Source organism: Streptomyces sp. NPDC048111 (genome assembly GCF_043202815.1).
Taxonomy (GTDB): Bacteria; Actinomycetota; Actinomycetes; order Streptomycetales; family Streptomycetaceae; genus Streptomyces.
On sequence record NZ_JBIDBD010000021.1, the window covers coordinates 1 to 22,558 of the forward strand.

Genomic DNA, 22,558 nt, shown 5'->3' on the forward strand with positions numbered 1-22,558 from the left:
TAACTGCTCGGTGCTGGGCAGCACCAGGCCACCTCAGCCCGTCCGGCGATTGAGGACGAGCGCCCTTAAGGCGCGAAAGGGGGGTGCAGGGGGCGAAGCCCCCGCCGGGGGCCGGGGCGGAGCCCCTCAGGGGGTCTGGGGCGCAGCCCCAGGGGCCGAACCATTCAACCCGCTGCACGGGCGGGTGGGTGGGCAAGCGCCCTGGGGGTCTGGGGCGGAGCCCCAGGGGCTCAGCCGGTACAACCCGCTGCACGGGCGGGCGGGTGGGCAAACCCGCAGGGGTCTGGGGCGGAGCCCCAGGGAGCCGGGGCCAGCCAGCACCCCGCACGGGCGGGTGGGCAAGCGACCCCAGGGGGTCACCCCTCACCCCGCTCGGGCTCGACCGCAGGCCCGGGGAGGCCGGACTGCATACGGCACTCCGGCACCGCCCCCCGCACCCCCCGCGCCCCCCGCACCCCCACCACCGCAACCACAGCCCCCACCACCAACGCCCCCGCACACAGCGGCACAGCCCGCCGAAACGTCCCCCCGAACTCCGCCGCGGAGCGGTACGCCTCCGGCCCCATCCCCGCCGCCAGCGGCAGCGCCGCCACCGCGAGCAGCCCCGCCGCCCGCGCCGCCGCGTTGTTGATGCCGCTGGCCAGCCCCGCCCGCCCCTCGTCCACCGAGCCCAGGACCGTCGCGGTGAGCGGCGCCACCAGGGTGACCATGCCGAGGCCCAGCACGACGAGCGCGGGCAGCACGTCCCGTACGTACGACGCGTGCTCACCGACGCGCAGCATCAGCAGCATCCCCGCCGCGCACAGCAGCGGCCCCACCGTGAGAGGGATCCGCGGCCCGATCCGCCGGCCGAGTTCGCCGGAGCGGGCCGAGAGCAGCAGCATCAGGACGGTGGTGGGCAGCAGGGCCGCGCCCGCGCCGAGCGCCGAGTACCCGGCGACGACCTGGAGCTGGAGCGCGGCCAGGAAGAAGAACCCGCCGAACGCGGCGTACACGCACACCGTCACCACGTTCACCACGGTGAAGACCCGGGACCGGAAGATGTCCGGCGGCAGCATGGGCTCGGGCAGCCGCCGCTCCCGCCGTACGAACGCGGCGCCCAGCGCGAGCCCGATCACCCCCGCCCCGACCACCAGACGCGAGGACCCCTGACCCGGCGCCTCGATCAGCGCGTACGTCACCATCGCCAGGGTCAGGGCGCCGAGCGCCGCGCCCATCACGTCGAAGCGTCCGGTGTGGGTGCGGGGATCGCGCGTCTCCGGTACGTGGCGCAGCGCGACGGCCACGCACAGCGCGGCCAGCGGCACGTTGATCAGGAACACCCAGCGCCAGCCGGGGCCGTCCACCAGCCAGCCGCCCAGGAACGGTCCGACGGCCGCCCCGACCCCGCCGAGCCCCGACCACACGCCCACCGCGCGGGCCCGGTCGTCGGGGTGGAAGCCGGACTGGATGATGGCGAGCGAGCCGGGGGTGAGCAGGGCGCCGCCGATGCCCTGGAGGGCGCGGGCGGCGATGAGGACACCGGCGCTCGGGGCGAGCCCGCACAGCAGCGACCCGGCGGCGAACCACACCACCCCGATCACGAACACCTTCCGCCGCCCGTACCGGTCGCCCAGGGCGCCGCCCAGCAGGATCAGCCCGGCCAGGGTGAGCATGTAGGCGTTGACGGTCCACTGCAGGACGGCCATGTCGGTGTCGAGGTCCGCGCCGATGTGGGGCAGGGCGACGTTGACGACCGTGGAGTCGAGGAGGGCCATGCCCGAGCCGAGCACGGTGGTGAGCAGCACCCAGCGGGCCGGGCGGGTGCCCATGCGTACGTTGTCCGCCACAGCACGACTGTCCCCCGCCCCGCCCCTCCCCGAAACCCGCCCGGGCACGTTCAGCCCCTGCCACCTCAGTCAGACCAGCCGGGTCAGGGCGCGCACCAGGGCCGACACCCCCGCCTCCGCCTTGCTCCGCGCACACCCCACGTTCAGACGGACGAACCCCCGCGCCCCGTAGACCCCGCCCGGCATGATCGCCACCCCCTCCCCCTCCACCAGCTCCCGCTGCAACGCGTCCTCGTCGACCCCAAGGCCCCGCAGGTCGATCCAGGCCAGGTACCCGGCCTGCGGCGGACTCCAACTCAGCTCGGGAAAGGCCGAGTTGAGGCGGTCGGCCACCAGGGACAGGTTGTCGGCGACATACGCCCGCACCGCGTCCAGCCACGGCGCCCCCTCCCGGTACGCAGCGATGTGCGCGGTCAGGGACAGGACCGCGGGCGAGGCGAGACCCTCGCCGGTCTCCATGCGGCGGACGAACTCCGCGTGGTCGTCCGCGTTGCCGACGATCCCGTACGACCCGGTCAGGGAAGGGAAGTTGAACGACTTCGTGCCGGAGGTGATCAGCGCCCAGCGGCCCCGCCCGAACCGCGTCCAGGGCAGATGGCGGCGGCCCTCGTGGACGAAGTCCGCGTGGATCTCGTCGCTGATCACCGCCACCCCGTACCGCTCGGCGAGCGTGGCGAACGACGTCAGCTCGGCCTCCGTCCACACCCGTCCCGTCGGGTTGTGCGGCGAGCACAGCAGCAGCACCCGGCAGCCGGGACCGGCCAGCGCCTCCTCCAGGGCGGCCGGGTCCCCGACGGGTACGCCGCGCAGCTCGCGGCCGAGCCCGGTGACGGCCTTGCGGAAGCCGTCGTACAGGGGGGTGTGGACCACGACCGCGTCCCCGGGCCCGGTCCACATCCGCAGGAGCTGGGAGAGCTGGTTGAGGACCGAGGGCGCGTAGACGAGCCGCGTGGTGTCGATGTCGGTGGCGTGCCGCGTCCGGTACCAGTGGCGCACCGCCGAGCGGAACTCCTCGTTCTGCCAGTCGGTGTAGCCGAACACCCCGTGCGCGACCCGCTCCTGGAGCGCCGCGATGACCGGCGGCGCCGAGGGGAAGTCCATGTCGGAGATGGTGAACGGGAGCAGGCCGTCCGCCCCGAACCGTCTGGCCGCCCCGTCCCACTGGATGCTCCAGGTGCCGCGCCGGTCCACGGGTATGTCGAAGTCGTACGGGGTCATGAAGCCTCCCTGGCTCGGAAAACGGCCGGGCCCGGCGCCCCCGCGAGGGGACACCGGGCCCGGACGGACATGGGCGCGCGAACGCGCGGCGCCTACTTCAGCTTCGTACCGGTCGAGCGCAGGTTCGCGCACGCCTCGGTCACACGCTTGGCCATGCCGGCCTCGGCCAGCTTGCCCCAGGTGCGCGGGTCGTAGGTCGACTTCTTGCCGACCTCGCCGTCGACCTTCAGAACACCGTCGTAGTTGCGGAACATGTGGTCCGCGACCGGGCGGGTGAAGGCGTACTGGGTGTCGGTGTCGAGGTTCATCTTGACGACGCCGTTCTCCAGCGCGGTCGCGATCTCCTCGGCCGTGGAGCCCGAGCCGCCGTGGAAGACGAAGTCGAACGGCGAGGCCTTGCCGTACTTCTCGCCGACGCCGGCCTGGAGGTCCTTGAGCAGCTCGGGACGGAGCACGACGTTGCCCGGCTTGTAGACGCCGTGGACGTTGCCGAAGGAGGCGGCCAGCAGGTAGCGGCCCTTCTCGCCCAGGCCCAGGGCCTCGGCGGTGCGCAGCGCGTCATCGACGGTGGTGTAGAGCTCGTCGTTGATCTCGTGGCTGACGCCGTCCTCCTCGCCACCGGTCGGGGTGATCTCGACCTCAAGGATGATCTTCGCGGCGGCGGCCTTGGCGAGCAGCTCCTGGCCGATGGCCAGGTTGTCCGCGAGGGTCTCGGCGGAGCCGTCCCACATGTGGGACTGGAACAGCGGGTCGAGGCCCTTGGCCACGCGCGCGGCGGACACCTCGATCAGCGGGCGGACGTAGCCGTCCAGCTTGTCCTTGGGGCAGTGGTCGGTGTGCAGCGCGACCGTGATGTCGTACTTGGCGGCGACGACGTGCGCGAACTCGGCCAGGGCGACCGCGCCGGTGACCATGTCCTTGTTGTACTGGCCACCCAGGAACTCCGCACCACCGGTGGAGATCTGGATGATGCCGTCGCTCTCGGCCTCCGCGAAGCCGCGCAGCGCAGCGTGCAGGGTCTGGGTCGAGGTCACATTGATGGCCGGGTAGGCGAACTTGCCTGCCTTCGCCCGGTCGAGCATCTCGTTGTAGACCTCGGGGGTTGCGATGGGCATCTGTCCGCTCCTTGTGATGTGCGGGGTGTGCGATATGTGCTGGCCCTGACCTGGGGGCGACGTCATCGTCGCGGCCCATCTTTCCAGACTCTGGCCCCGGCTCCACCCGGTGGACGCACCAGGGGCGGGCTGTTTCACGTGAAACAGCCCGCCCCTGGGAGAACGCGCAGGTCAGAAGAGCCGGCCGGGCCGGCCAGGACCTAGGTCACGAGTTTGCCGCGTTACGCGAGGCCCAGCTCCGTCGAGGAGAAGCCGCACTACGCGAGGCCCAGCTCCGTCGAGGAGAAGGCGAAGACGTACGGCACACCCGCGCCCTCGGTGATCTTCTCGGCGGCGCCGGTCGCCCGGTCCACGATGGTGGCGACGGCCACGACCTCGGCGCCGGCCGCGCGCACCGCCTCCACGGCGGTCAGCGGCGAGCCGCCGGTGGTCGAGGTGTCCTCGACGACCAGGACGCGGCGGCCCTTGATGTCCGGGCCCTCGACCTGGCGCTGCATGCCGTGCGCCTTGGCGGCCTTGCGGACGACGAAGGCGTCCAGGGTGCGTCCGCGCGCGGCGGCGGCGTGCAGCATCGCGCCGGCCACCGGGTCGGCGCCCATGGTCAGGCCGCCGACCGCGTCGAACTCGAAGTCGGCCGTGACGTCGAGCATCACCTGTCCGACCAGCGGCGCGGCGACGCCGTCGAGGGTGACCCGGCGCAGATCGACGTAGTAGTCGGCCTCGATACCCGAGGAGAGGGTCACCTTGCCGTGCACCACGGCCTTGTCCTTGATCTGCTGGAGCAGGTCAGCACGCACATCAGTCATACCCATGAGCTTAAGGGCCGCGCTCACGGGCGACGCCAGCTCCAGGTCGTCGCGAGCTCCAGCGGCTCGATGGGGGTGACCAGGCGGGGCAGGGTGTTGAGCCCGTTGGGCGGCCCCGACTGGGGCTCCACGCACACGGCCTCCTCCTGCTCGTCGTAGACGACGACCCACTCGGTGGGGCTGGTCACCTTCAGTACGAGGCGGCCGGGCCAGGTGAGGGTGACGTCCACGCCGTCCGGCATCCCGAAGCAGTCGTCCCAGGGGCCGGGCAGCGGGTCGATCCGCCGGCCGGTGGGCAGGTGGTCCTCGCCGCGCTCCTCCTGCCAGGCCGCGTCGAAGGCGAGCCCGACCCGGCTCCCCTCGATCTCGCGGACGAACCAGGGGTGCCAGCCGACCTGCGCCGGGAAGGAGTTCTCGTACGTCTCGACGCCCATGCGCACGGTCAGCGCGTCCGGCGTGAGCTCGAAGATCTGGGTCACCTTGCCGGAGAACGGCCAGGGCTCGGCCAGCTCGTAGGTGAACACGGCCTCGGTGTCCGACACCCGCGCGGTGCGCCACGCATGGTCGCGGGCGGTGCCGTGGATGGCGTGCGGCGGGGAGTTGAGCGGCAGCTGGTACTTCACCCCGCCGTCGCGGAACTGCCCGTTCTCGACCCGGCCGCACCACGGCACCATCGGGAAGCAGCCGTAGTGGTCGCCCTGGCGCAGTACCTCGGTGCCGTCGATCCGCAGGCTGCTGATCCGGCAGCCGTTGCCCGCGTCGACGGTCAATTCGGCTGCGCCGACGCTCAATTTGATCTCGTCACTGCTCACGTCCCCGACCCTAACCGGTGGGCCGCGGTTTCACCGGCCCTCAGCGGCGGCGGCGCAGCGCGCGGCCGACCACCACGGCGGAGGCGAGCGCGAGGGCCGCGGCGGGCGCGACCCAGCGCAGCGTGGCGCTCGCGGTGCTGCCCGAGGGCGCGGGCACCGGGGCGTACCGGCCGCGCGGCGGCGCGTGGTCGACCTCCTCGGCGCTGCGGCCGATCATCGTGCGGCGGGCGTGCGCGGCCTCGACGGGCACGGACTCGCCGATCTCGATGGCGAACTCGTCGTCGGCGAGCGGGTCGAGCGAGGGCGGCGGCACCTCGGCGTCGAAGACGGAGGCCAGTTCGTCACGGAGCGCGGGGTCGATGGCCGCGTCGAGGTCGGGGTCGAGACCGGGCACCCGGTCGGCGTCCGGTCCGAGCTCGCGCCCGGCCGGCGCAGCGGCGTCCCGCTCGGCGCTCCCCCGGTCCGCGTCCGCGTCCGCTTCCCGGTCCGCGTCGGTGTCCGCGCGGTCCGGGGCCGAAGGCCGGTCCCCGGAGCGGGCCGCGCCCGGGTCGGTGTCGAGGTCGGTGTTGAGGTCCGTGTCGGCGACCCGGGCGGCGGGGGCCTGCCCGTCGTCGGCCGCCTGGGCGAGGCCCGCCGCGGCCGACTGCTCCGTACGGGCGGGACGGGCCAGTTCCGCGGCGAACCGGTCGAGCAGCCGCACCGCCGAGGCGGTGGCCGCGTCGTGCGGGACGTCGGCCGCGCGGCCCTCGGCCAGCGCCGTGCCCGCGAAGGCGAGCGTGGTGCCGCCGTCGGCCGGTGCCAGCCGTACGGTCAGGGTGAGCTGGGCCGCGCCCGCGCCGCGCACCTCCACGCCCTCGCCCTCGAACGCGAACACGTCCGGCTCGGGCTCGGTGACGCGCAGCGCCCCGCGATAGGTGATGGTGTGCCCGCCGAGGCGGACCTTGAGCCGGCCCGCGATGGGCGGCTCGCCCGCGTCCTGCTGGAGCCCCGGCACGCAGCGCGCGACCCGCCCGGGATCGCGCAGCGTCTGCCGGAGTGTCTTGGCGGCAACCGGAACGAACACCTCATGCTCCATGTCCCCGAGCCTACTCAGCACCGGCCGTCCCGTCTGCGCCAACGCGGCCCCGATCCCGCGGGCCCCGCGCGCGCCACCCGTGCCGCCCCGCCCCGCGCGGCCCGTCTCAGTCCGCGTACCTCGGGTGCACCAGGGTGGAGGGCGGCACCGCGGCGGCGTCCGCGGGCGGGACCAGCGCCTGGCTCCCGGCGGGCAGCCGCGCCCCCAGCCGCACCGCGCCGGGGCCCACCCCGCTCGCGCCGCCGGGGCCCGGTCCGGGGCCAGGTCCGCCCGGGCTCCGGGCGAGGGGGCGCGGTCCTGGCCTCGCGGCCAGGACGAAGCCCCAGTCGTGCGGGGAGCGGATCGAGCCCGAGGCGCGGTCGGGGCCGGTGGTGAACCCGGTGCTGCGCCCGGTCGCGCGGTAGGCGAGGGTGCTGAGCCCGGCGGCGCGGACCGTCGAGGCCACCGTCCAGAACGTGCGGGGCCGGCCCGCCTCGGTCCCGGCGTGCACCACGAGCCGGCCCCCCGGCGCCAGGACGCGGGAGGCGAGCCCGTAGAACTCCTGCGAGTACAGCTTGGTGCTCGCGGTGATGCCGGGGTCGGGCAGATCGGACACGATGACGTCGTACGTCCCCGAGGCACGGCCGTCGCCGCGCAGCCAGCCGAAGGCGTCGCCGATCACCGTACGCACCCGGGGGTCGCTCAGCGCGTGCGCGTTCAGCGCCGCCAACTGCCGGTCGGCGCGCGCCAGTTGAACCAGTTCCGGGTCGAGCTCGACGACGGTCACCGAGCGGACGCCGGGTCTGCGCAGCACCTCGCGGGCGGCCAGGCCGTCACCGCCGCCCAGGATCAGGACGCGGCCGTGCGGGCCCGCGTCGAGCGCGGGCCCCACCAGGGCCGCGTGATAGCGGGACTCGTCCCGGCCGTTGATGCGCAGCCGCCCGTCGAGGAACAGGTCGAGCGGGGCGCCCTCGCGGCCGGTCAGGACGATCTCCTGGACGCGGGTCTGCACGGCGACCCGCACCTGACCGCCGTAGACGGCCCGGCGCGCGGCCTGTTCGAAGTCGCCGACCATCGCCGTGGTCAGGGCGAGCACGGCGAGGACGGCGGCGTTGGCACCGAGCAGCGTCCAACGGGCGCGCGGGGAGAGGTCGCGGCCGAAGAGCAGCAGGACGAGGGCGCCGCCGGCCACGGCGTTGACCGCGCCGGTGAGCAACGCGCTGGTGAGCTGGCCGAGTTGGGGGAGCAGCAGGAAGGGGAAGGCGAGTCCGCCGACGAGGGCGCCCACGTAGTCCGCGGCGAACAGGTCGGCCACCGTGCCGCTCACGTCGCCCGCGGCGCGCCGCGAGACGCGCTGGATGAGCGTCATCAAGAGAGGGATCTCGGCGCCGATCAGCATGCCGATCGCCAGCGAGAAGGCGACGAGCGCGTAGCGCGAGCCGCCGAACCAGGCGAACGTGGCGTACAGGGCGATCGCCGAGCAGCCGCCGACCAGGGCGAGCGCCGCCTCGATGAGGCCGAAGCCGACGGCGGCCCGGCAGCGCAGCCGTTTGGCGAGCAGCGATCCGACCCCCATGGCGAACACCATCACCGACAGGACCACGGAGGCCTGGGTGACCGAATCGCCGATCAAGTACGAGGCGAGGGCGACCAGTTCGAGCTCGTACACGAGGCCGCAGGCGGCGCAGACGAACACGACGGCCAGGACGAGGAACCGGCCCGACCGCGGCCTCCTCACGGGAGCGGGGAGCGGCTCGATCATGACGCGAACGCTACGTGACACTCCGTTCGCATCATGTCACCCACACGGGTTCAACTGGAGCCGGCCGCCCGCACATCGGCCGTCTCCCGCCCGCGCACCGGCCGTCCCCCACCCGCCCATCGGCCCTCTCAGAGCCCGGCGGGAGCCGCCACCCGTACGCCGACGCGGGTGCGGGTCACCACCAACTGGCCCTCCTGCGGATAGGCGTGCCAGGTCCGCCACCACACCTGCCCCTCGCCGCGCTGGGCGAGCATGGCGGTGAAGGCGTGCGGGGAGCCGGGAAACGTGCCCGCCAGTCCGTTGGGGTGGTCGGCGACGAGGGCGAGGAGTTCCTGGGCGCGGCCCGCGAACGAGCCGTCCGAGAGCGTCTCGACGCGGGCGGCGAACTCGTAGTCCCACTCCCCCAGACGTTTCGCCACCCCGAGCGGCAGCGGGGTGCTGCTGCCGGGCATGCAGGCGACGGTCTCCGAGCAGGTGCCGCGCTCCTCGTCGAGGAGCACCTGGTGCGAGGCGCCGAGGAGTCTCAACTGGAGTCTCGCGCCCGAGAGTTCGAGATCGAGTACGGCGAGGGCGGGCAGCGGCTCGCGGCCCAGCGCCCAGGCGAGGTCGGCGGCACGCGTGTCGGTGTAGGCGGTCTTCAGGGTCGTGAGCATGGGTGGGCTCCGCAAAACACACATGTGGCGGGTGGATGACCGAGGTCGCCTCGGGCGCACCGTAGGACGGGGGACCGCTTCCTGATCCCGGGGCCGAGGGGGCTGCGTCGTTTCTCATCTGCGAGGGAATCATGAAGTGCGCGGCGCTCAAAGCTTTTTTACCCAACTTGATGGGGTTTCCATCCCCTCGGGGGCCACTCGGTTCAAACGTTCAACTACAGGCGTGAAACAAGGCGCCCGGCCGGTGGCGCGCACCCGGGCGCACAACGGGCGGTGGGGGGGGGGGGGGGGGGGGGGGGGCGGGGGCCGCGCGCGCCCCCCCCCCCCCCCCCCCCCCCCCCCCCCCCCCCCCCGCCGCCGCCCGGCCGTCCACCGGGCCGGCCGGCCGCCGGTTCCGCACCCGATGGCCGTCGGCCGAACGGGTCCTCAGCTCGAACCGCAGCCTCCGCCGCCCCCGCACGACGAACCGCCGCCGCAGGACGAGCCGCCGCCGCACGAGGAGTGGCCGCCGCCGCAGGAGTGACCGTGGTGGCCGCCCCCGTGGTGCCCGCCGCCGTCCGACGAGCTTCCACCGTCCGACGAGCTTCCGCCGTCCGAACCGCCGCCCACCCACCAGCCGGCGCCGGCCGACGACGAGGCGGCGCCGGCCGATGCGCGTCCGCGCCGCCGCGTGGCCCCGCGCCGCCTGCGCGCTCCCGAACCCAGGACCAGGGCCAGCACCAACGCCAGGGCCAGAATTCCCATCCCGATCACGATCACCATCGGACACCGTCCTTCTCCGGCGCGGTCCCCCGTCGTCCCGCGTGGGGAGGGGATGCCCGGGGCCGTCCGGCGCCAAAGCACACTTGAGCAACTCCAGAGGTTGCCCGCAGGATGGCCGTCATGACCTCCAGCGCGCGCCCTCTCCTCAACCGCCGCCTCGCCGAGTTCGGGACGACGGTCTTCGCCGAGATGTCCGCCCTCGCCCAGCGGACCGGGTCCATCAACCTCGGCCAGGGCTTCCCCGACACCGACGGACCCGAGGCCGTGCGGGAGGCCGCGGTCCGCGCCCTGCGGGCGGGCCACGGCAACCAGTACCCGCCGGGCCCCGGCGTCCCCGAGCTGCGCTCCGCCATCACGGACCATCAGGAGCGCAGGTACGGCCTGGCGTACGACCCGGACAGCGAGGTACTGGTCACCGCCGGCGCCACCGAGGCGATCGCCGCGTCCCTGCTCGCGCTGGTCGAACCGGGCGACGAGGTCATCGCCCTGGAGCCGTACTACGACTCGTACGCCGCGTGCATCGCGATGGCGGGCGGCGTCCGGGTGCCCGTCACCCTGCGCCCCGACGGGGACCGCTTCGTCCTCGACCTGGACGAGCTGCGGGCCGCGGTCACCCCGCGCACCCGCCTCATCCTGCTCAACACCCCGCACAACCCCACCGGCACCGTGCTGACCCGCGCCGAACTGACCGCCGTCGCGGAGCTCGCCCGCGAGCGCGACCTCCTGGTGATCACCGACGAGGTGTACGAGCACCTGGTCTACGACGACGCCGAGCACATCCCGCTGGCATCCTTTCCCGGCATGCGCGAGCGCACGGTCACCATCGGCTCGGCGGGCAAGACGTTCTCGTTCACGGGGTGGAAGGTCGGCTGGATCACGGCGTCCCCCGGCCTGGTGGCGGCGGTCCGCTCGGCCAAGCAGTTCCTGACGTACGTGACGTCCGGCCCCTTCCAGTACGCGGTGGCCGAGGCGCTGCGGCTGCCGGAGAGCTACTTCGACGACTTCCGCGCCGACCACCGGGCCAAGCGGGACCTGCTGAGCTCGGGCCTGGCCGCGGCCGGGTTCGGGGTGTTCCGGCCGGCCGGTACGTACTTCGTGACCACCGACATCCGTCCGCTCGGCGAGAGCGACGCCGTCGCGTTCTGCCGCGCGCTGCCCGAGCGCTGCGGGGTCGTGGCGATCCCCAACGCGGTCTTCTACGATCACCGCGGGGAAGGTGCCCCGTTTGTCCGGTTCGCCTTCTGCAAGCGGATGGCGGTCCTCGAAGAGGCGGTCGCCCGCCTCAAGGCACTGGCCGGCTGACCGGCTCGTCCGCGGTCGCCGCGACACGTCCGCGCACCGCCGGGTGGGGCAAGGTGCACCCGGTCGGTGGCGTTGCGGTCGCGGGAATCGGGATACGCGCCGATGGTCGGTCTGACCGACCACGCGCGCCCGGAGGTGCCCCCTGTCCGCCGAGATCACCGCTCATGCCCGCGGCCACCGGGACGGCGGCATCACGAGCGCCCCGCCGTGGGCGGACGCCCTGCGCCGGGCGGCTCCCGCGCTCGGCCTGTTCGCCGCGGCGCGCCTGACCGGGCTCCTGGTGTTCGCGGTCGCGGCCTGGCACCGGGGGCTGTCGCCCCGGGCCCGGCTCGCCACCGCCTGGGACGCCGACTGGTACACCCGCATCGCCGCCCACGGCTACGGCCGCACCCTGTTCTGGCCGGACGGCGCGGTCCAGAGCGACCTGGCGTTCTTCCCGCTCTACCCAGGCCTGATCCGCGCCGTCACCACGGTGCTGCCGGTGACCGGCGGCACCGCGGGCCTGCTCCTGTCGTGGACGGCGGCTGCCGCCGCGGCCTGCGCGGTCCATCTGATCGGGGAGCGCCTGTACGGGCGCCGGGTGGGCACCGTGCTCGTACTGCTCTGGGGGCTGCTGCCGCACTCCATCGTCCTGACGATGGCGTACACCGAGCCGGTGATGACGGCGCTGTGCGCCTGGTCGCTGTGGGCGGTGCTGGAGCGGCGCTGGCTGTGGGCGGGCTCGCTGGCGCTGCTCGCCGGGCTCGCCCGGCCCAACGCCGTGGCGGTGGTCGCCGCCGTCCTGGTCGGCGCGGGGCAGGAGCTGTGGCGCGGCGACCGGCGTGCGTGGCGGGTGTGGGCGGGCGCGCTGCTCGCGCCGCTGGGCTGGTGCGGCTACGTCCTGTGGGTGGGGCTGCGCACGGGCGATGTGTTCGGCGGCTACTTCGACGTGCAGGCGGGCTGGACGTCGAAGTTCGACTTCGGCCTCGGCACGCTGCGGTTCCTCCGCCGGATCGCGACCGTCCCGCTCGACCTCGGCTTCCCGATGGCGGCCCTGCTGACCGGTGTGATGGCGGTGCTCTTCGCGCTGCTCGTCCTTGAACGGCCGCCGCTGCCGCTGCTCGTTTTCACCGGTGTCCTGGTGCTGATCGCGGTCGGCGGGGCGGGCTACTTCGAGTCGAAGCCGCGCTTCCTGCTGCCCGCCTTCCCGCTCCTGGTCCCGGTCGCGCTGGCCCTGACGAAAGCCCGGCGCAGGGCGGCGATCACGGTCATCGCCGCCCTGGCCGGGCTCTCGTTCTGCTACGGGGCCTATCTGCTGACCCTGGCCACCATGGCGCTGTGAAGCGGGGCGCTATCCGGCGTCCGGCGCGCCGGACTCCGTGCCCTCGCCGCCCGTCCCGCCGTCGACGTCCTTCTCCAGGCCGAGCTGCTCGACCAGCCACTTGTCGAACTCGATCGAGGCGCGCACCCAGCTGACCACCGAGGACACGAAGTGCTCCAGGGCGACGCCGGTGCCGATCAGCATCTGCGCCTCGCCGATGAGGCGGACGGTGCCGTCGTCGTGGGTGTGCGTGTAGACCTTGGGCCACAGGGTGCGGCGGTTCCAGTCGTCGATCGACTCCAGGATCTGGACCTTGTCGTCCAGGCTGTGCGGCCGGTCGTAGAACGTCCGCACCGAGAAGACCTGCTGGTCCTCCTCGCCGCGAAACATGAAGTACGTACGGAATTCCTCCCAGGGAGCGGCGAGGTCGCCCTCGTCGTCCACGACGTACTTGAGCTCCATCTGGTCCAGGAGCTGCTTCACCAGGTCCTGGTCGGGCACGACGGGCCCGGTCGGCGCGCCGCCGGGCTGCGGGCCCTGCTGAGCCCCGAAATTCGGAATCGAGGACGGGTCGATGCTCATCGTGAATCTTCCTTCGTACGGTTCCGGTCATCCTCCCCCATGCCGGGGCAGGGCTGGCAACCCCCGGCCCCGGGTGTCCGCTGCGGGCTGAGCGGATCGGGGCCGGGCGGCGGGATCACTCCTTGGCGGCGCCCACGATCAGCCCCTCCCCGAATCGGTCCACCCGAACCGTGTCGCCGTCGGTGACTTCGCCGGCCAGGATCTCCTTGGCCAGCCGGTCGCCGATCGCGGTCTGGATCAGCCGGCGCAGCGGGCGCGCGCCGTAGGCCGGGTCGTTGCCCTCATCGGCCAGCCATTCCAGGGCCTCGGGGGTGACGTCCAGGGTGAGGCGGCGGTCCGCGAGGCGCTTGGCGAGCCGGGCGATCTGGAGCCCGGCGATGTGGGACAGCTCGTCCTTGGTGAGCGCCGAGAAGACCACCAGGTCGTCGAGCCGGTTGAGGAACTCCGGCTTGAAGGAGGCCCGCACCACGTCCAGGACCCGCTGCTTCTTCTCGTCCGCCCCGATCGACGGGTCCACCAGGAACTGGCTGCCCAGGTTCGAGGTGAGGACCAGGATGGTGTTGCGGAAGTCGACCGTGCGGCCCTGGCCGTCGGTCAGGCGCCCGTCGTCGAGGACCTGGAGCAGGACGTCGAAGACCTCCGGGTGCGCCTTCTCGACCTCGTCCAGCAGCACCACCGAGTACGGGCGGCGGCGGACGGCCTCGGTGAGCTGGCCGCCCTCCTCGTAGCCGACGTAGCCGGGGGGCGCGCCGACCAGACGGGCCACGCTGTGCTTCTCGCCGTACTCCGACATGTCGATGCGGACCATGGCGCGCTCGTCGTCGAAGAGGAAGTCGGCGAGGGCCTTGGCGAGTTCCGTCTTGCCGACGCCGGTGGGGCCGAGGAAGAGGAACGAGCCGGTCGGCCGGTCGGGGTCGGCGATGCCGGCGCGGGTGCGGCGCACCGCGTCGGAGACCGCGCGCACCGCCTCGGCCTGGCCGATCAGACGCTTGCCGAGCTCGTCCTCCATGCGCAGCAGCTTCTGCGTCTCGCCTTCGAGCAGGCGGCCGGCCGGGATGCCGGTCCACGCGCCGACGACGTCCGCGATGTCGTCGGGGCCGACCTCCTCCTTGACCATGGTGTCCTTGGCGTCCTTGGACTTCTCCTGCTCGGCCTCCTCCTCGGCGGCCTCCTCCAACTCCCTTTCCAGGCCCGGGATTTCGCCGTACAGGAGCTTGGATGCGGTGTCGAAGTCGCCGTCGCGCTGGGCGCGTTCGGCCTGGCCGCGCAGGTCGTCGAGCTTCTCCTTCAGCTCACCGACCCGGTTGAGGCCCTGCTTCTCCTTCTCCCAGCGGGCGGTGAGCCCGCGCAACTCCTCCTCCTTGTCGGCGAGGTCTTTGCGGAGCTTGTCCAGGCGCTGGATCGAGCCGGCGTCGGTCTCGTTCTTCAGCGCCAGCTCCTCCATGCGCAACCGGTCGACGGAGCGCTGGAGTTCGTCGATCTCGACCGGCGAGGAGTCGATCTCCATGCGCAGCCGCGAGGCCGCCTCGTCGACGAGGTCGATGGCCTTGTCCGGCAGGAAGCGCGAGGTGATGTAGCGGTCGGAGAGGGTGGCGGCGGCCACCAGGGCGCCGTCGGCGATCTGCACCTTGTGGTGCGCCTCGTAGCGGCCCTTGAGCCCGCGCAGGATCGCGATGGTGTCCTCGACGGACGGCTCGGCGACCAGGACCTGCTGGAAGCGCCGCTCCAGCGCCGGGTCCTTCTCGATGCGCTCGCGGTACTCGTCGAGCGTGGTGGCGCCGACCATGCGCAGCTCGCCGCGCGCCAGCATCGGCTTGAGCATGTTGCCCGCGTCCATCGCCGAGTCGCCGCCGGCGCCCGCGCCGACGACGGTGTGCAGCTCGTCGATGAAGGTGATGATCTGGCCGTCGCTCTCCTTGATCTCGGACAGGACGGTCTTGAGGCGCTCCTCGAACTCACCGCGGTACTTGGCGCCGGCCACCATCGCACCCAGGTCGAGCGAGACCAGGCGCTTGTTCTTCAGGGACTCCGGCACGTCCCCCTTCACGATGCGCTGGGCCAGGCCCTCGACGACGGCGGTCTTGCCGACGCCGGGCTCGCCGATGAGCACCGGGTTGTTCTTGGTGCGGCGCGACAGCACCTGCACGACCCTGCGGATCTCCTGGTCCCGGCCGATGACCGGGTCGAGCTTGCCCTCGCGGGCGGCGGCCGTGAAGTCCGTACCGAACTTCTCCAGCGCCTTGTACTGACCCTCCGGGTCGGGTGTGGTCACCCGGCGCCCTCCCCTGCTCGTCTCGAACGCGGCAAGCAGCTTCTTCGCACTCGCCCCCTGCTCGACGAGGATCTCACCGGCCTGCCCGCCCTTGGCGGCGAGGGCGATCAGCAGGTGCTCGGTCGACAGGTACTCGTCGCCCAGTTCCTTGGCGCGCTGGGCCGCGTCGGCGATGACCGCCAGGAGTTCGCGGTTGGGCTGCGGCGGGGCGACGGTGGAGCCGGTCACGCTCGGCAGCGCGGCCAGCAGGCGCTCGGCCCCGGAGCGCACGGCGGCCTGGTCGGCCTCGACGGCGGACAGCAGGTCGGTGATGTTCTCGTTGTCCTCGCCCGTCAGGAGGGCGAGCAGCAGATGCGCCGGGGTCAGGTCCGGGTGGCCTCCGGCCACGGCCCGGCTGCTCGCCGCGTTGATCGCGTCCCGGCTCTTGTTGGTCAGCTCGGCATCCACGTGCGTTCGCTCCTCCTCGTCGTACGTTGCTGGGTACGGCAGACACTGCCTATGACCCTTCCAACGTACACAAAGTTGAGTCCATTCCGCTCAAGGCTCGGGCGCCCCGATGGGGAAGCAGGCAGGGCGGGCCGCTAGGTTTCTGGGTCATGGCCCACGACGTACACCTGCCCGACAGCGCCTATCTCAGCTTCTGGCGCGAGCGCCACATCTGCACGTTGACGACCCCACGGCCGGACGGCTCGCCGCACGTGGTGCCGGTGGGGGCGACGTACGACCCGGAGGCGGGCATCGCCCGGGTCATCACCAGCGGCCACAGCCGCAAGGCGCGCAACGTCCTCGCGGCGGCCGCGGCCGATCCCGAGGGGGCGCGGGTGGCGCTGTGCCAGCTGGAGGGGCGGCGCTGGGCGACGCTCGAAGGGCGCGCGTTCGTGCGCACGGAACCGGAGCTGATCGCGGACGCGGAACGGCGCTACGCCGAGCGCTATCAGCGGACCCCGCGGGTCAATCCGGACCGGGTGCTGATCGAGATCAGGCTGACCCGGGCGATGGGCAACGTCTGAGCCGTGCCGCCGCCCGTACCGGCGCTTTCCGGTCCGGGCAGCACAGCGGCGCCACCGTGTTCAGGTCCACGATGGCGCCGCTGTGTGGGGGAAGCACCTGCGCGATGTACAACGACGGGGGATCGCGTCAGGCACTGCGGGGGGTGGCGGTGGATGAATCGGGTTGGGTCTCCGACTCGAAGAGCTGGTGGTCACGTTGGTCGAGATTCACGAAGACCATGCCGTAGCGGACCACGCAGCGGATGGGCTGCGGCGCTCCGCGCGGCCGGCGCAGGCACCGGTAGGCACGTACGTCCTCGTCGTCCTCACGGGCGATCAGGATCGGCTCGCCGAGCAGAGTGACCATCAACGAATCGCCACGGTGCGGAACCGCGGTGGCGAGGTCGATGAAATGCCACCCCGAACGGTAGGCCGTGGCCATTTCGCGTCGGAAGGTGCGGTCATCGGGCGGGAAGCTCATGCGACAGCACCCGCAGGAGTCGACTCCCAGGAGATGTCTCCGTTGACGGCCTCGCCCTTGGGTGCGAACTCCCAGCTGATGTCCGACGCGGTGACGGCTCCGGACGTGGCGGGGTGGGTCTCCCAAGAGATGTCCCCAGGCGCCGAGAGAGCGCAGAGAGCAGCCGCCACAACGGCTGTCGTGCTTAGTGCTCGAACCATCCTGCTCATGGCCGATCTCCACCTCTTTTGATCATTACCTCCCCCCGCGGATACGACGATGGCTCACTCCGACCACTTGCACCAGCGCAGCCAGGCATCATGTTCCTGTAATTCAAAAGCATGAGGGGGGTGCAACTAGGTTGAAACAGGGGCATATAGGACACGATCACGGCCCGGTCGACCTGTGCGAGACAGGGGCGGCTCTGTACGCACTTGCCCTGCGTACCGGCGGGATTACCCGCTCCGAAGCCGACTCCGCCCCGTGCCTGGTCGACCTCACGCTGCTGCGCCCCGATCCCGATGACGCCCAGCTGCTGCGGCCGGTTCCGCCCACCGTGGTGCTCAACCTGCTGACCCAGCCGCTGGAACGCGAGATCCAGGAACGCAGGAACCTCTCGGTCGCCCTCGCCAGCACTTTCGAGCCGTTCATGTCGATCGCGACGCCCTCCACGAGCGGCACCCACGCGATCACCGTCCTCGAAGGCCTCGAACTGATCAACGCGACCCTGGACCGCGTGATCGACGAGTGCAGCCAGGAACTCCTCGTCATCCAGCCCGGCAGCGGCCGCAGGCCCGAGACCTTCGAAGCGGCCCTGCGCCGCATCGAGCCGCTGGTCGCCCGCGGTGTCGGGATGCGCACGCTCTACCAGCACACCGCCCGCCACCACTCGGCGACCATCGGATACGTGGAGCGGATCGCGCCGTACGGCCTGGAGGTGCGCACCCTCGAAGAGATCATCGACCGGCTCATCATCATGGACCGCAAGGTCGCCTTCATCCCGGCGCGCAGCGACCGCCAGGTCGCCCTCGAACTGCGCCACGAGGGCCTCGTGCAGTACCTGGTCGGCGTCTTCGACCAGTTCTGGCAGCACGCCGTCCCCTGGGACGACGAGGTGCCGTACCACCTGGAGACGGCCGGCATCACCGGTGTCCAGCGCTCCATCGCCAAGCTCCTGGTGGAGGGCCACGTCGACGAGGCCATAGCGCGCCGGCTCGGCATGAACGTCCGCACCTGCCGGGCGCACATCGCCAAGCTCGCGGCGGCCCTCGGCAGCGGCAGCCGGGCCCAGCTCGGCTACCTCATCGCCCAGTCCGGCATCCTCGACCAGGACGCCTGAGCCGCCCCCCGCGCCGCGCCGGGCCGGCACGCGCGAGGCCCGCCGCCCCCAACGGGACGGCGGGCCTGTGAAGCGCTCGCGGGGGCCGGGCCCAACAGGGCTACTCCGACGCCCTCTTGGGCCGCCAGACGACCAGCGCACCGGTTTGCTGGACGTCCTGGTACGGGACCAGGTCCCGCCGGTAGGAGGCGTGCACCTGGGCCTCGCGCTGCTGCATGGCGAGCGCCGCGCCCTCGACCGCGGAGGACAGCTCCGCGACCCGGGCCTGGAGCGCCGCGACCTGGTTCTCCAGCTCGATGATGCGCTTGATGCCGGCCAGGTTGATGCCCTCGGTCTGCGACAACTGCTGCACCGTACGCAGCAGTTCGATGTCGCGGGCCGAGTAGCGCCGGCCGCGCCCGGCCGTGCGGTCGGGCGAGACCAGGCCGAGGCGGTCGTACTGCCGCAGGGTCTGCGGATGCAGACCGGAGAGCTGCGCCGCCACCGAGATGACGTACACCGGCGTCTCGTCGGTCAGCTCGTAGGCGCGGCCACCGAACGGGGCCTGCCGGCGCTGGCGCGGGTCCATCTCATGCTCCCTTCGCGGCCTGGAACAGCTCGGCCCGCGGGTCCAGGCCCGCGGTCGCCTCGCGGTAGGTCTCCAAGGCCTCGCGGGCCTTGTCGTCCAGCTCCTTGGGCACGGCCACCTCGACCGTGACGAGCAGGTCGCCCCGGGTGCCGTCCTTGCGGACCGCACCCTTTCCGCGGGCCCGCATCGTACGGCCGTTGGGCGTGCCCGCGGGCAGTTTCAGGGTGACCGGCGGACCGCTGAGCGTGGGCACCTTGACCTCGGCGCCGAGCGCGGCCTCCGTGAAGGTGACCGGCACGGTGACCGTGAGGTTGTCGTCCTTGCGGCCGAACACCGGGTGCGCGTCGACGTGCACGACGACGTACAGGTCGCCCGCGGGGCCGCCCCGTTCACCGGGCGCGCCCTTGCCGCGCAGCCGGATGCGCTGGTTGTCGCTGACCCCGGCCGGGATGCGGACCTGCATGGTGCGCGAGGAACGGGCCCGGCCGCTGCCCTTGCAGACGTCGCACGGGTTCTCGGCGATCAGGCCGCGGCCCTTGCAGTCCACGCACGGGTCGGTCAGCGAGAACCCGCCGCCCGAGCCGCGCGACACCTGGCCGGTACCGACGCAGGTCGGGCACACGCGGGGCGTGCCGTTCTTGTCGCCGGTGCCCGAACAGGCCTTGCAGGGCGCCTGGCTGGAGAGCCGGATCGGCACCGTGGCGCCGTCGACCGCCTCGGTGAAGCTGAGCCTCACCTCGGACTCCAGGTCCTGGCCGCGGCGCGGCTGGGCGCGCTGGCCGGTGCCCGCGCCGCCCCGGTTGAACAGCCCGCCGAACACGTCGCCGAGCCCGCCGCCGAAGCCGCCGGCGCCCGCGCCGCCCCCGCCGGGCTGCTGCCCGCCGAAGAGGTCGCCCAGGTCGAAGTTGAAGCTGCCGCCGCCCGCGCCCGGCCCGGCACGGAAGCCACCGTTGCCGAACAGCGCGCGCGCCTCGTCGTACTCCTTGCGCTTCTTGGGGTCCCCGAGGATGTCGTTGGCCTCGGAGATCTCCTTGAAGCGCTCCTCCGCCTTGGTGTCGCCCTTGTTGGCGTCCGGGTGGTTCTCGCGCGCGAGCTTGCGGTACGCCTTCTTGATCTCCGCGTCCGTGGCGTCCTTGGGGACGCCGAGAACCTTGTAGTAGTCCTTCTCGACGAAGTCCTTCGTGTTCATCGACGTCCCTCCTTCCGGACGATCACGTGCGCCATGACCGCTGCGTCAGCCCTTGTCGGGGCCACCGCTCTCCTCGTCGTTCGACTTCTCTTCCTTGCCGGCCGCACCCGGCTGGGGCTCGGCCACCGCGACCCGCGCGGGGCGGATCGTGCGCTCGCCGATCCGGTAACCCGGCTGCAGGATCGCCACGCAGGTCGTCTCGGTGACGTCCGGCGCGTAGCTGTGCATCAGGGCCTCGTGGACCGTCGGGTCGAAGGGCTCGCCCTCCTTGCCGAACTGCTGGAGGCCCATCTTCGCGGCGACCGTCTCCAGGGATTCGGCCACCGACTTGAAGCCGCCGGTCAGCTCGCCGTGCTCACGGGCCCGGCCGATGTCGTCGAGCGTGGGCAGCAGCTCGGTCAGGAGGCCGGCGACGGCGACCTCCTTGACCGTGACGCGGTCCCGCTCCACACGGCGGCGGTAGTTCTGGTACTCGGCCTGGAGGCGCTGGAGGTCCGTGGTGCGCTCGGCGAGCGCCGTCTGGGCCTGGTCCAGCTGGGCCTGCAGGGCGATGTCCTTGGCAGCGTCCCCGGCCGGGGCCGCCTTCTCCTCCTCGGAGGAGTCGGCGGCCTGCGGCTCGGCGTCTTCCTGAGCGCCGGAGGGGACGTCGGGCTTCTCCTCGAAGCCCGGGGTCTCCTCCGTCATCAGGCGGCGCCGCCCTTCGTGTCGTGCGGCTTCTCGTCGTCGACGATCTCGGCGTCGACCACGTCGTCGTCACCGGCCGGGTGCGCCTGCTCGGCACCCTCGCCGGCGCCGGCGGCGCCCTGAGCGGCCTGGGCGTCGGCGTACATGGCCTGGCCCAGCTTCTGCGAGACGGCGGCGACCTTCTCGGTGGCGGTGCGGATCTCCGCCGAGTCCTCGCCCTTGAGCTTCTCCTTCAGCTCGGCGACGGCGGCCTCGACCTCGGTCTTGACGTCACCGGGGACCTTGTCCTCGTTGTCCTTGAGGAACTTCTCGGTCTGGTAGACGAGCTGCTCGCCCTGGTTGCGGCTCTCGGCGGCCTCGCGGCGGCGGTGGTCCTCCTCCGCGTACTGCTCGGCCTCCTCGCGCATGCGGTTGACCTCGTCCTTCGGCAGCGAGGAGCCGCCGGTGACGGTCATCTTCTGCTCCTTGCCCGTGCCGAGGTCCTTCGCGGTCACGTGCATGATGCCGTTGGCGTCGATGTCGAAGGCGACCTCGATCTGCGGGACACCGCGCGGGGCCGGCGGCAGACCGGTCAGCTCGAACATCCCGAGCTTCTTGTTGTACGCCGCGATCTCGCGCTCGCCCTGGTAGACCTGGATCTGCACGGACGGCTGGTTGTCCTCGGCCGTCGTGAAGATCTCGGACCGCTTGGTCGGGATCGTGGTGTTGCGCTCGATGAGCTTGGTCATGATCCCTCCCTTGGTCTCGATGCCGAGGGACAGCGGGGTGACGTCGAGGAGCAGGACGTCCTTGACCTCGCCCTTGAGGACACCGGCCTGCAGGGCGGCGCCGATGGCGACGACCTCGTCCGGGTTGACGCCCTTGTTGGCCTCGTTGCCGCCGGTCAGCTCCTTGACGAGCTCGGCGACGGCCGGCATGCGGGTGGAGCCGCCGACGAGGACGACGTGGTCGATCTCGGAGAGCTGGATGCCCGCGTCCTTGATGACGTTGTGGAACGGCGTCTTGCAGCGCTCCAGGAGGTCGGACGTGAGCTGCTGGAACTGGGCGCGGGTGAGCTTCTCGTCCAGGTGCAGCGGGCCCTCGGCGGACGCCGTGATGTAGGGCAGGTTGATCGAGGTCTCGGTGGACGAGGACAGCTCGATCTTGGCCTTCTCGGCGGCCTCGCGCAGGCGCTGGAGGGCCATCTTGTCCTTGGACAGGTCCACGCCGTGGCCGGACTGGAACTGCTTGACCAGGTAGTCGACGACGCGCTGGTCCCAGTCGTCACCACCGAGGTGGTTGTCACCGTTGGTGGCCTTCACCTCGACGACGCCGTCGCCGATCTCCAGGAGGGACACGTCGAAGGTGCCGCCACCGAGGTCGAAGACGAGGATCGTCTGGTCGTCCTTGTCGAGGCCGTACGCAAGCGCGGCGGCCGTCGGCTCGTTGACGATGCGCAGAACGTTGAGGCCCGCGATCTCGCCGGCCTCCTTGGTGGCCTGGCGCTCGGAGTCGTTGAAGTACGCCGGCACGGTGATGACCGCGTCGGTGACCTTCTCGCCGAGGTAGGCCTCCGCGTCGCGCTTCAGCTTCTGCAGGATGAAGGCGCTCATCTGCTGCGGGTTGAAGCTCTTGCCGTCGAGCTCGATCTTCCAGTCGGTGCCCATGTGGCGCTTGACCGACCGGATGGTCCTGTCGACGTTGGTGACCGCCTGGCGCTTGGCGACCTCGCCGACCAGAACCTCGCCGTTCTTCGCGAAGGCGACGACGGACGGCGTGGTCCTGGCGCCCTCTGCGTTGGTGATGACGGTGGGCTCGCCGCCTTCAAGAACGCTGACGACGGAGTTAGTCGTGCCCAGGTCGATGCCGACCGCACGTGCCAT

The 22,558-nt window shown here is 72.2% G+C and carries 20 protein-coding genes; 4 read left to right on the plus strand and 16 right to left on the minus strand.

The window, feature by feature from the left end; genetic code table 11:
* Nucleotides 1-356: 356 nt before the first annotated feature.
* The 9 genes from ACGF3I_RS26200 to ACGF3I_RS26240 all read right to left on the minus strand — a co-directional run bounded on the left by ACGF3I_RS26200 (nucleotide 357) and on the right by ACGF3I_RS26240 (nucleotide 10,011).
* On the minus strand, nucleotides 357-1,811 hold the full coding sequence (locus ACGF3I_RS26200) for a DHA2 family efflux MFS transporter permease subunit (RefSeq protein ID WP_393136208.1): 1,455 nt from the start codon (nucleotides 1,809-1,811) through the stop codon (nucleotides 357-359).
* Between the two features lie 87 nt (nucleotides 1,812-1,898).
* Complete coding sequence (locus tag ACGF3I_RS26205) at nucleotides 1,899-3,047, minus strand: MalY/PatB family protein (RefSeq protein ID WP_393136053.1); 1,149 nt, start codon at nucleotides 3,045-3,047, stop codon at nucleotides 1,899-1,901.
* 92 nt (nucleotides 3,048-3,139) lie between these two features.
* A complete protein-coding gene (fbaA, locus tag ACGF3I_RS26210; protein ID WP_393136055.1) occupies nucleotides 3,140-4,162 on the minus strand; it encodes a class II fructose-bisphosphate aldolase in 1,023 nt (340 codons plus the stop codon).
* A 257-nt stretch (nucleotides 4,163-4,419) separates the two neighbouring features.
* Nucleotides 4,420-4,968, minus strand: a complete 549-nt coding sequence (pyrE, locus tag ACGF3I_RS26215) for an orotate phosphoribosyltransferase (RefSeq protein ID WP_393136057.1) — start codon at nucleotides 4,966-4,968, stop codon at nucleotides 4,420-4,422.
* Nucleotides 4,969-4,991: 23 nt separating this feature from the next.
* The gene (locus ACGF3I_RS26220) at nucleotides 4,992-5,780 is read right to left on the minus strand and encodes an aldose 1-epimerase (RefSeq protein ID WP_393136059.1); all 789 of its coding nucleotides are present in this window, start codon (nucleotides 5,778-5,780) and stop codon (nucleotides 4,992-4,994) included.
* Nucleotides 5,781-5,820: 40 nt separating this feature from the next.
* A complete protein-coding gene (locus ACGF3I_RS26225) occupies nucleotides 5,821-6,855 on the minus strand; it encodes a carbon monoxide dehydrogenase (protein ID WP_393136060.1) in 1,035 nt (344 codons plus the stop codon).
* 106 nt (nucleotides 6,856-6,961) lie between these two features.
* Nucleotides 6,962-8,596, minus strand: coding sequence for a polyamine aminopropyltransferase (locus ACGF3I_RS26230; RefSeq protein WP_393136062.1), 1,635 nt, complete (start codon nucleotides 8,594-8,596; stop codon nucleotides 6,962-6,964).
* 128 nt (nucleotides 8,597-8,724) lie between these two features.
* On the minus strand, nucleotides 8,725-9,249 hold the full coding sequence (locus tag ACGF3I_RS26235; RefSeq protein WP_393136064.1) for a DUF2617 family protein: 525 nt from the start codon (nucleotides 9,247-9,249) through the stop codon (nucleotides 8,725-8,727).
* A 426-nt stretch (nucleotides 9,250-9,675) separates the two neighbouring features.
* Nucleotides 9,676-10,011 carry a hypothetical protein gene (locus ACGF3I_RS26240; protein ID WP_393136066.1) on the minus strand — a complete coding sequence of 112 codons (336 nt, stop codon included), beginning with the start codon at nucleotides 10,009-10,011 and terminating at the stop codon, nucleotides 9,676-9,678.
* A gap of 111 nt (nucleotides 10,012-10,122) precedes the next feature.
* Here ACGF3I_RS26240 and ACGF3I_RS26245 point away from each other — a divergent pair, with 111 nt between their 5' ends.
* On the plus strand, nucleotides 10,123-11,313 hold the full coding sequence (locus ACGF3I_RS26245) for a pyridoxal phosphate-dependent aminotransferase (protein WP_393136068.1): 1,191 nt from the start codon (nucleotides 10,123-10,125) through the stop codon (nucleotides 11,311-11,313).
* Between the two features lie 190 nt (nucleotides 11,314-11,503).
* On the plus strand, nucleotides 11,504-12,634 hold the full coding sequence (locus ACGF3I_RS26250; RefSeq protein ID WP_393136210.1) for a hypothetical protein: 1,131 nt from the start codon (nucleotides 11,504-11,506) through the stop codon (nucleotides 12,632-12,634).
* A 9-nt stretch (nucleotides 12,635-12,643) separates the two neighbouring features.
* Here ACGF3I_RS26250 and ACGF3I_RS26255 read toward each other — a convergent pair whose 3' ends face one another.
* Nucleotides 12,644-13,195 (minus strand): YbjN domain-containing protein, encoded by a 552-nt coding sequence (locus ACGF3I_RS26255; RefSeq protein ID WP_393136070.1) that lies wholly within the window; start codon nucleotides 13,193-13,195, stop codon nucleotides 12,644-12,646.
* A 115-nt stretch (nucleotides 13,196-13,310) separates the two neighbouring features.
* Nucleotides 13,311-15,914 (minus strand): ATP-dependent chaperone ClpB, encoded by a 2,604-nt coding sequence (gene clpB / locus ACGF3I_RS26260; RefSeq protein WP_393136071.1) that lies wholly within the window; start codon nucleotides 15,912-15,914, stop codon nucleotides 13,311-13,313.
* A 149-nt stretch (nucleotides 15,915-16,063) separates the two neighbouring features.
* On the opposite strand from clpB, the gene ACGF3I_RS26265 reads away from it, so the two are divergent.
* The gene (locus ACGF3I_RS26265) at nucleotides 16,064-16,477 is read left to right on the plus strand and encodes a pyridoxamine 5'-phosphate oxidase family protein (RefSeq protein WP_393136072.1); all 414 of its coding nucleotides are present in this window, start codon (nucleotides 16,064-16,066) and stop codon (nucleotides 16,475-16,477) included.
* 127 nt (nucleotides 16,478-16,604) lie between these two features.
* Here the strand turns inward: ACGF3I_RS26265 and ACGF3I_RS26270 are convergent, their stop codons facing one another.
* A complete protein-coding gene (locus ACGF3I_RS26270) occupies nucleotides 16,605-16,937 on the minus strand; it encodes a (2Fe-2S)-binding protein (RefSeq protein ID WP_329464345.1) in 333 nt (110 codons plus the stop codon).
* Between the two features lie 340 nt (nucleotides 16,938-17,277).
* On the opposite strand from ACGF3I_RS26270, the gene ACGF3I_RS26275 reads away from it, so the two are divergent.
* Nucleotides 17,278-18,255, plus strand: a complete 978-nt coding sequence (locus ACGF3I_RS26275) for a helix-turn-helix transcriptional regulator (RefSeq protein WP_393136074.1) — start codon at nucleotides 17,278-17,280, stop codon at nucleotides 18,253-18,255.
* A gap of 100 nt (nucleotides 18,256-18,355) precedes the next feature.
* Here ACGF3I_RS26275 and ACGF3I_RS26280 read toward each other — a convergent pair whose 3' ends face one another.
* Genes ACGF3I_RS26280 through dnaK form a run of 4 tightly spaced genes read right to left on the minus strand, consistent with a single transcriptional unit; the run spans nucleotide 18,356 to nucleotide 22,558 of the window.
* Entirely contained in the window at nucleotides 18,356-18,823 is a 468-nt protein-coding gene (locus tag ACGF3I_RS26280; RefSeq protein ID WP_393136076.1) for a heat shock protein transcriptional repressor HspR, read from the minus strand.
* Nucleotide 18,824: 1 nt separating this feature from the next.
* On the minus strand, nucleotides 18,825-20,012 hold the full coding sequence (dnaJ, locus tag ACGF3I_RS26285; protein ID WP_393136078.1) for a molecular chaperone DnaJ: 1,188 nt from the start codon (nucleotides 20,010-20,012) through the stop codon (nucleotides 18,825-18,827).
* A 45-nt stretch (nucleotides 20,013-20,057) separates the two neighbouring features.
* Entirely contained in the window at nucleotides 20,058-20,696 is a 639-nt protein-coding gene (grpE, locus tag ACGF3I_RS26290; RefSeq protein WP_393136080.1) for a nucleotide exchange factor GrpE, read from the minus strand.
* Complete coding sequence (gene dnaK / locus ACGF3I_RS26295; RefSeq protein WP_393136082.1) at nucleotides 20,696-22,558, minus strand: molecular chaperone DnaK; 1,863 nt, start codon at nucleotides 22,556-22,558, stop codon at nucleotides 20,696-20,698. Before dnaK ends, grpE begins: the two co-directional genes overlap by 1 nt.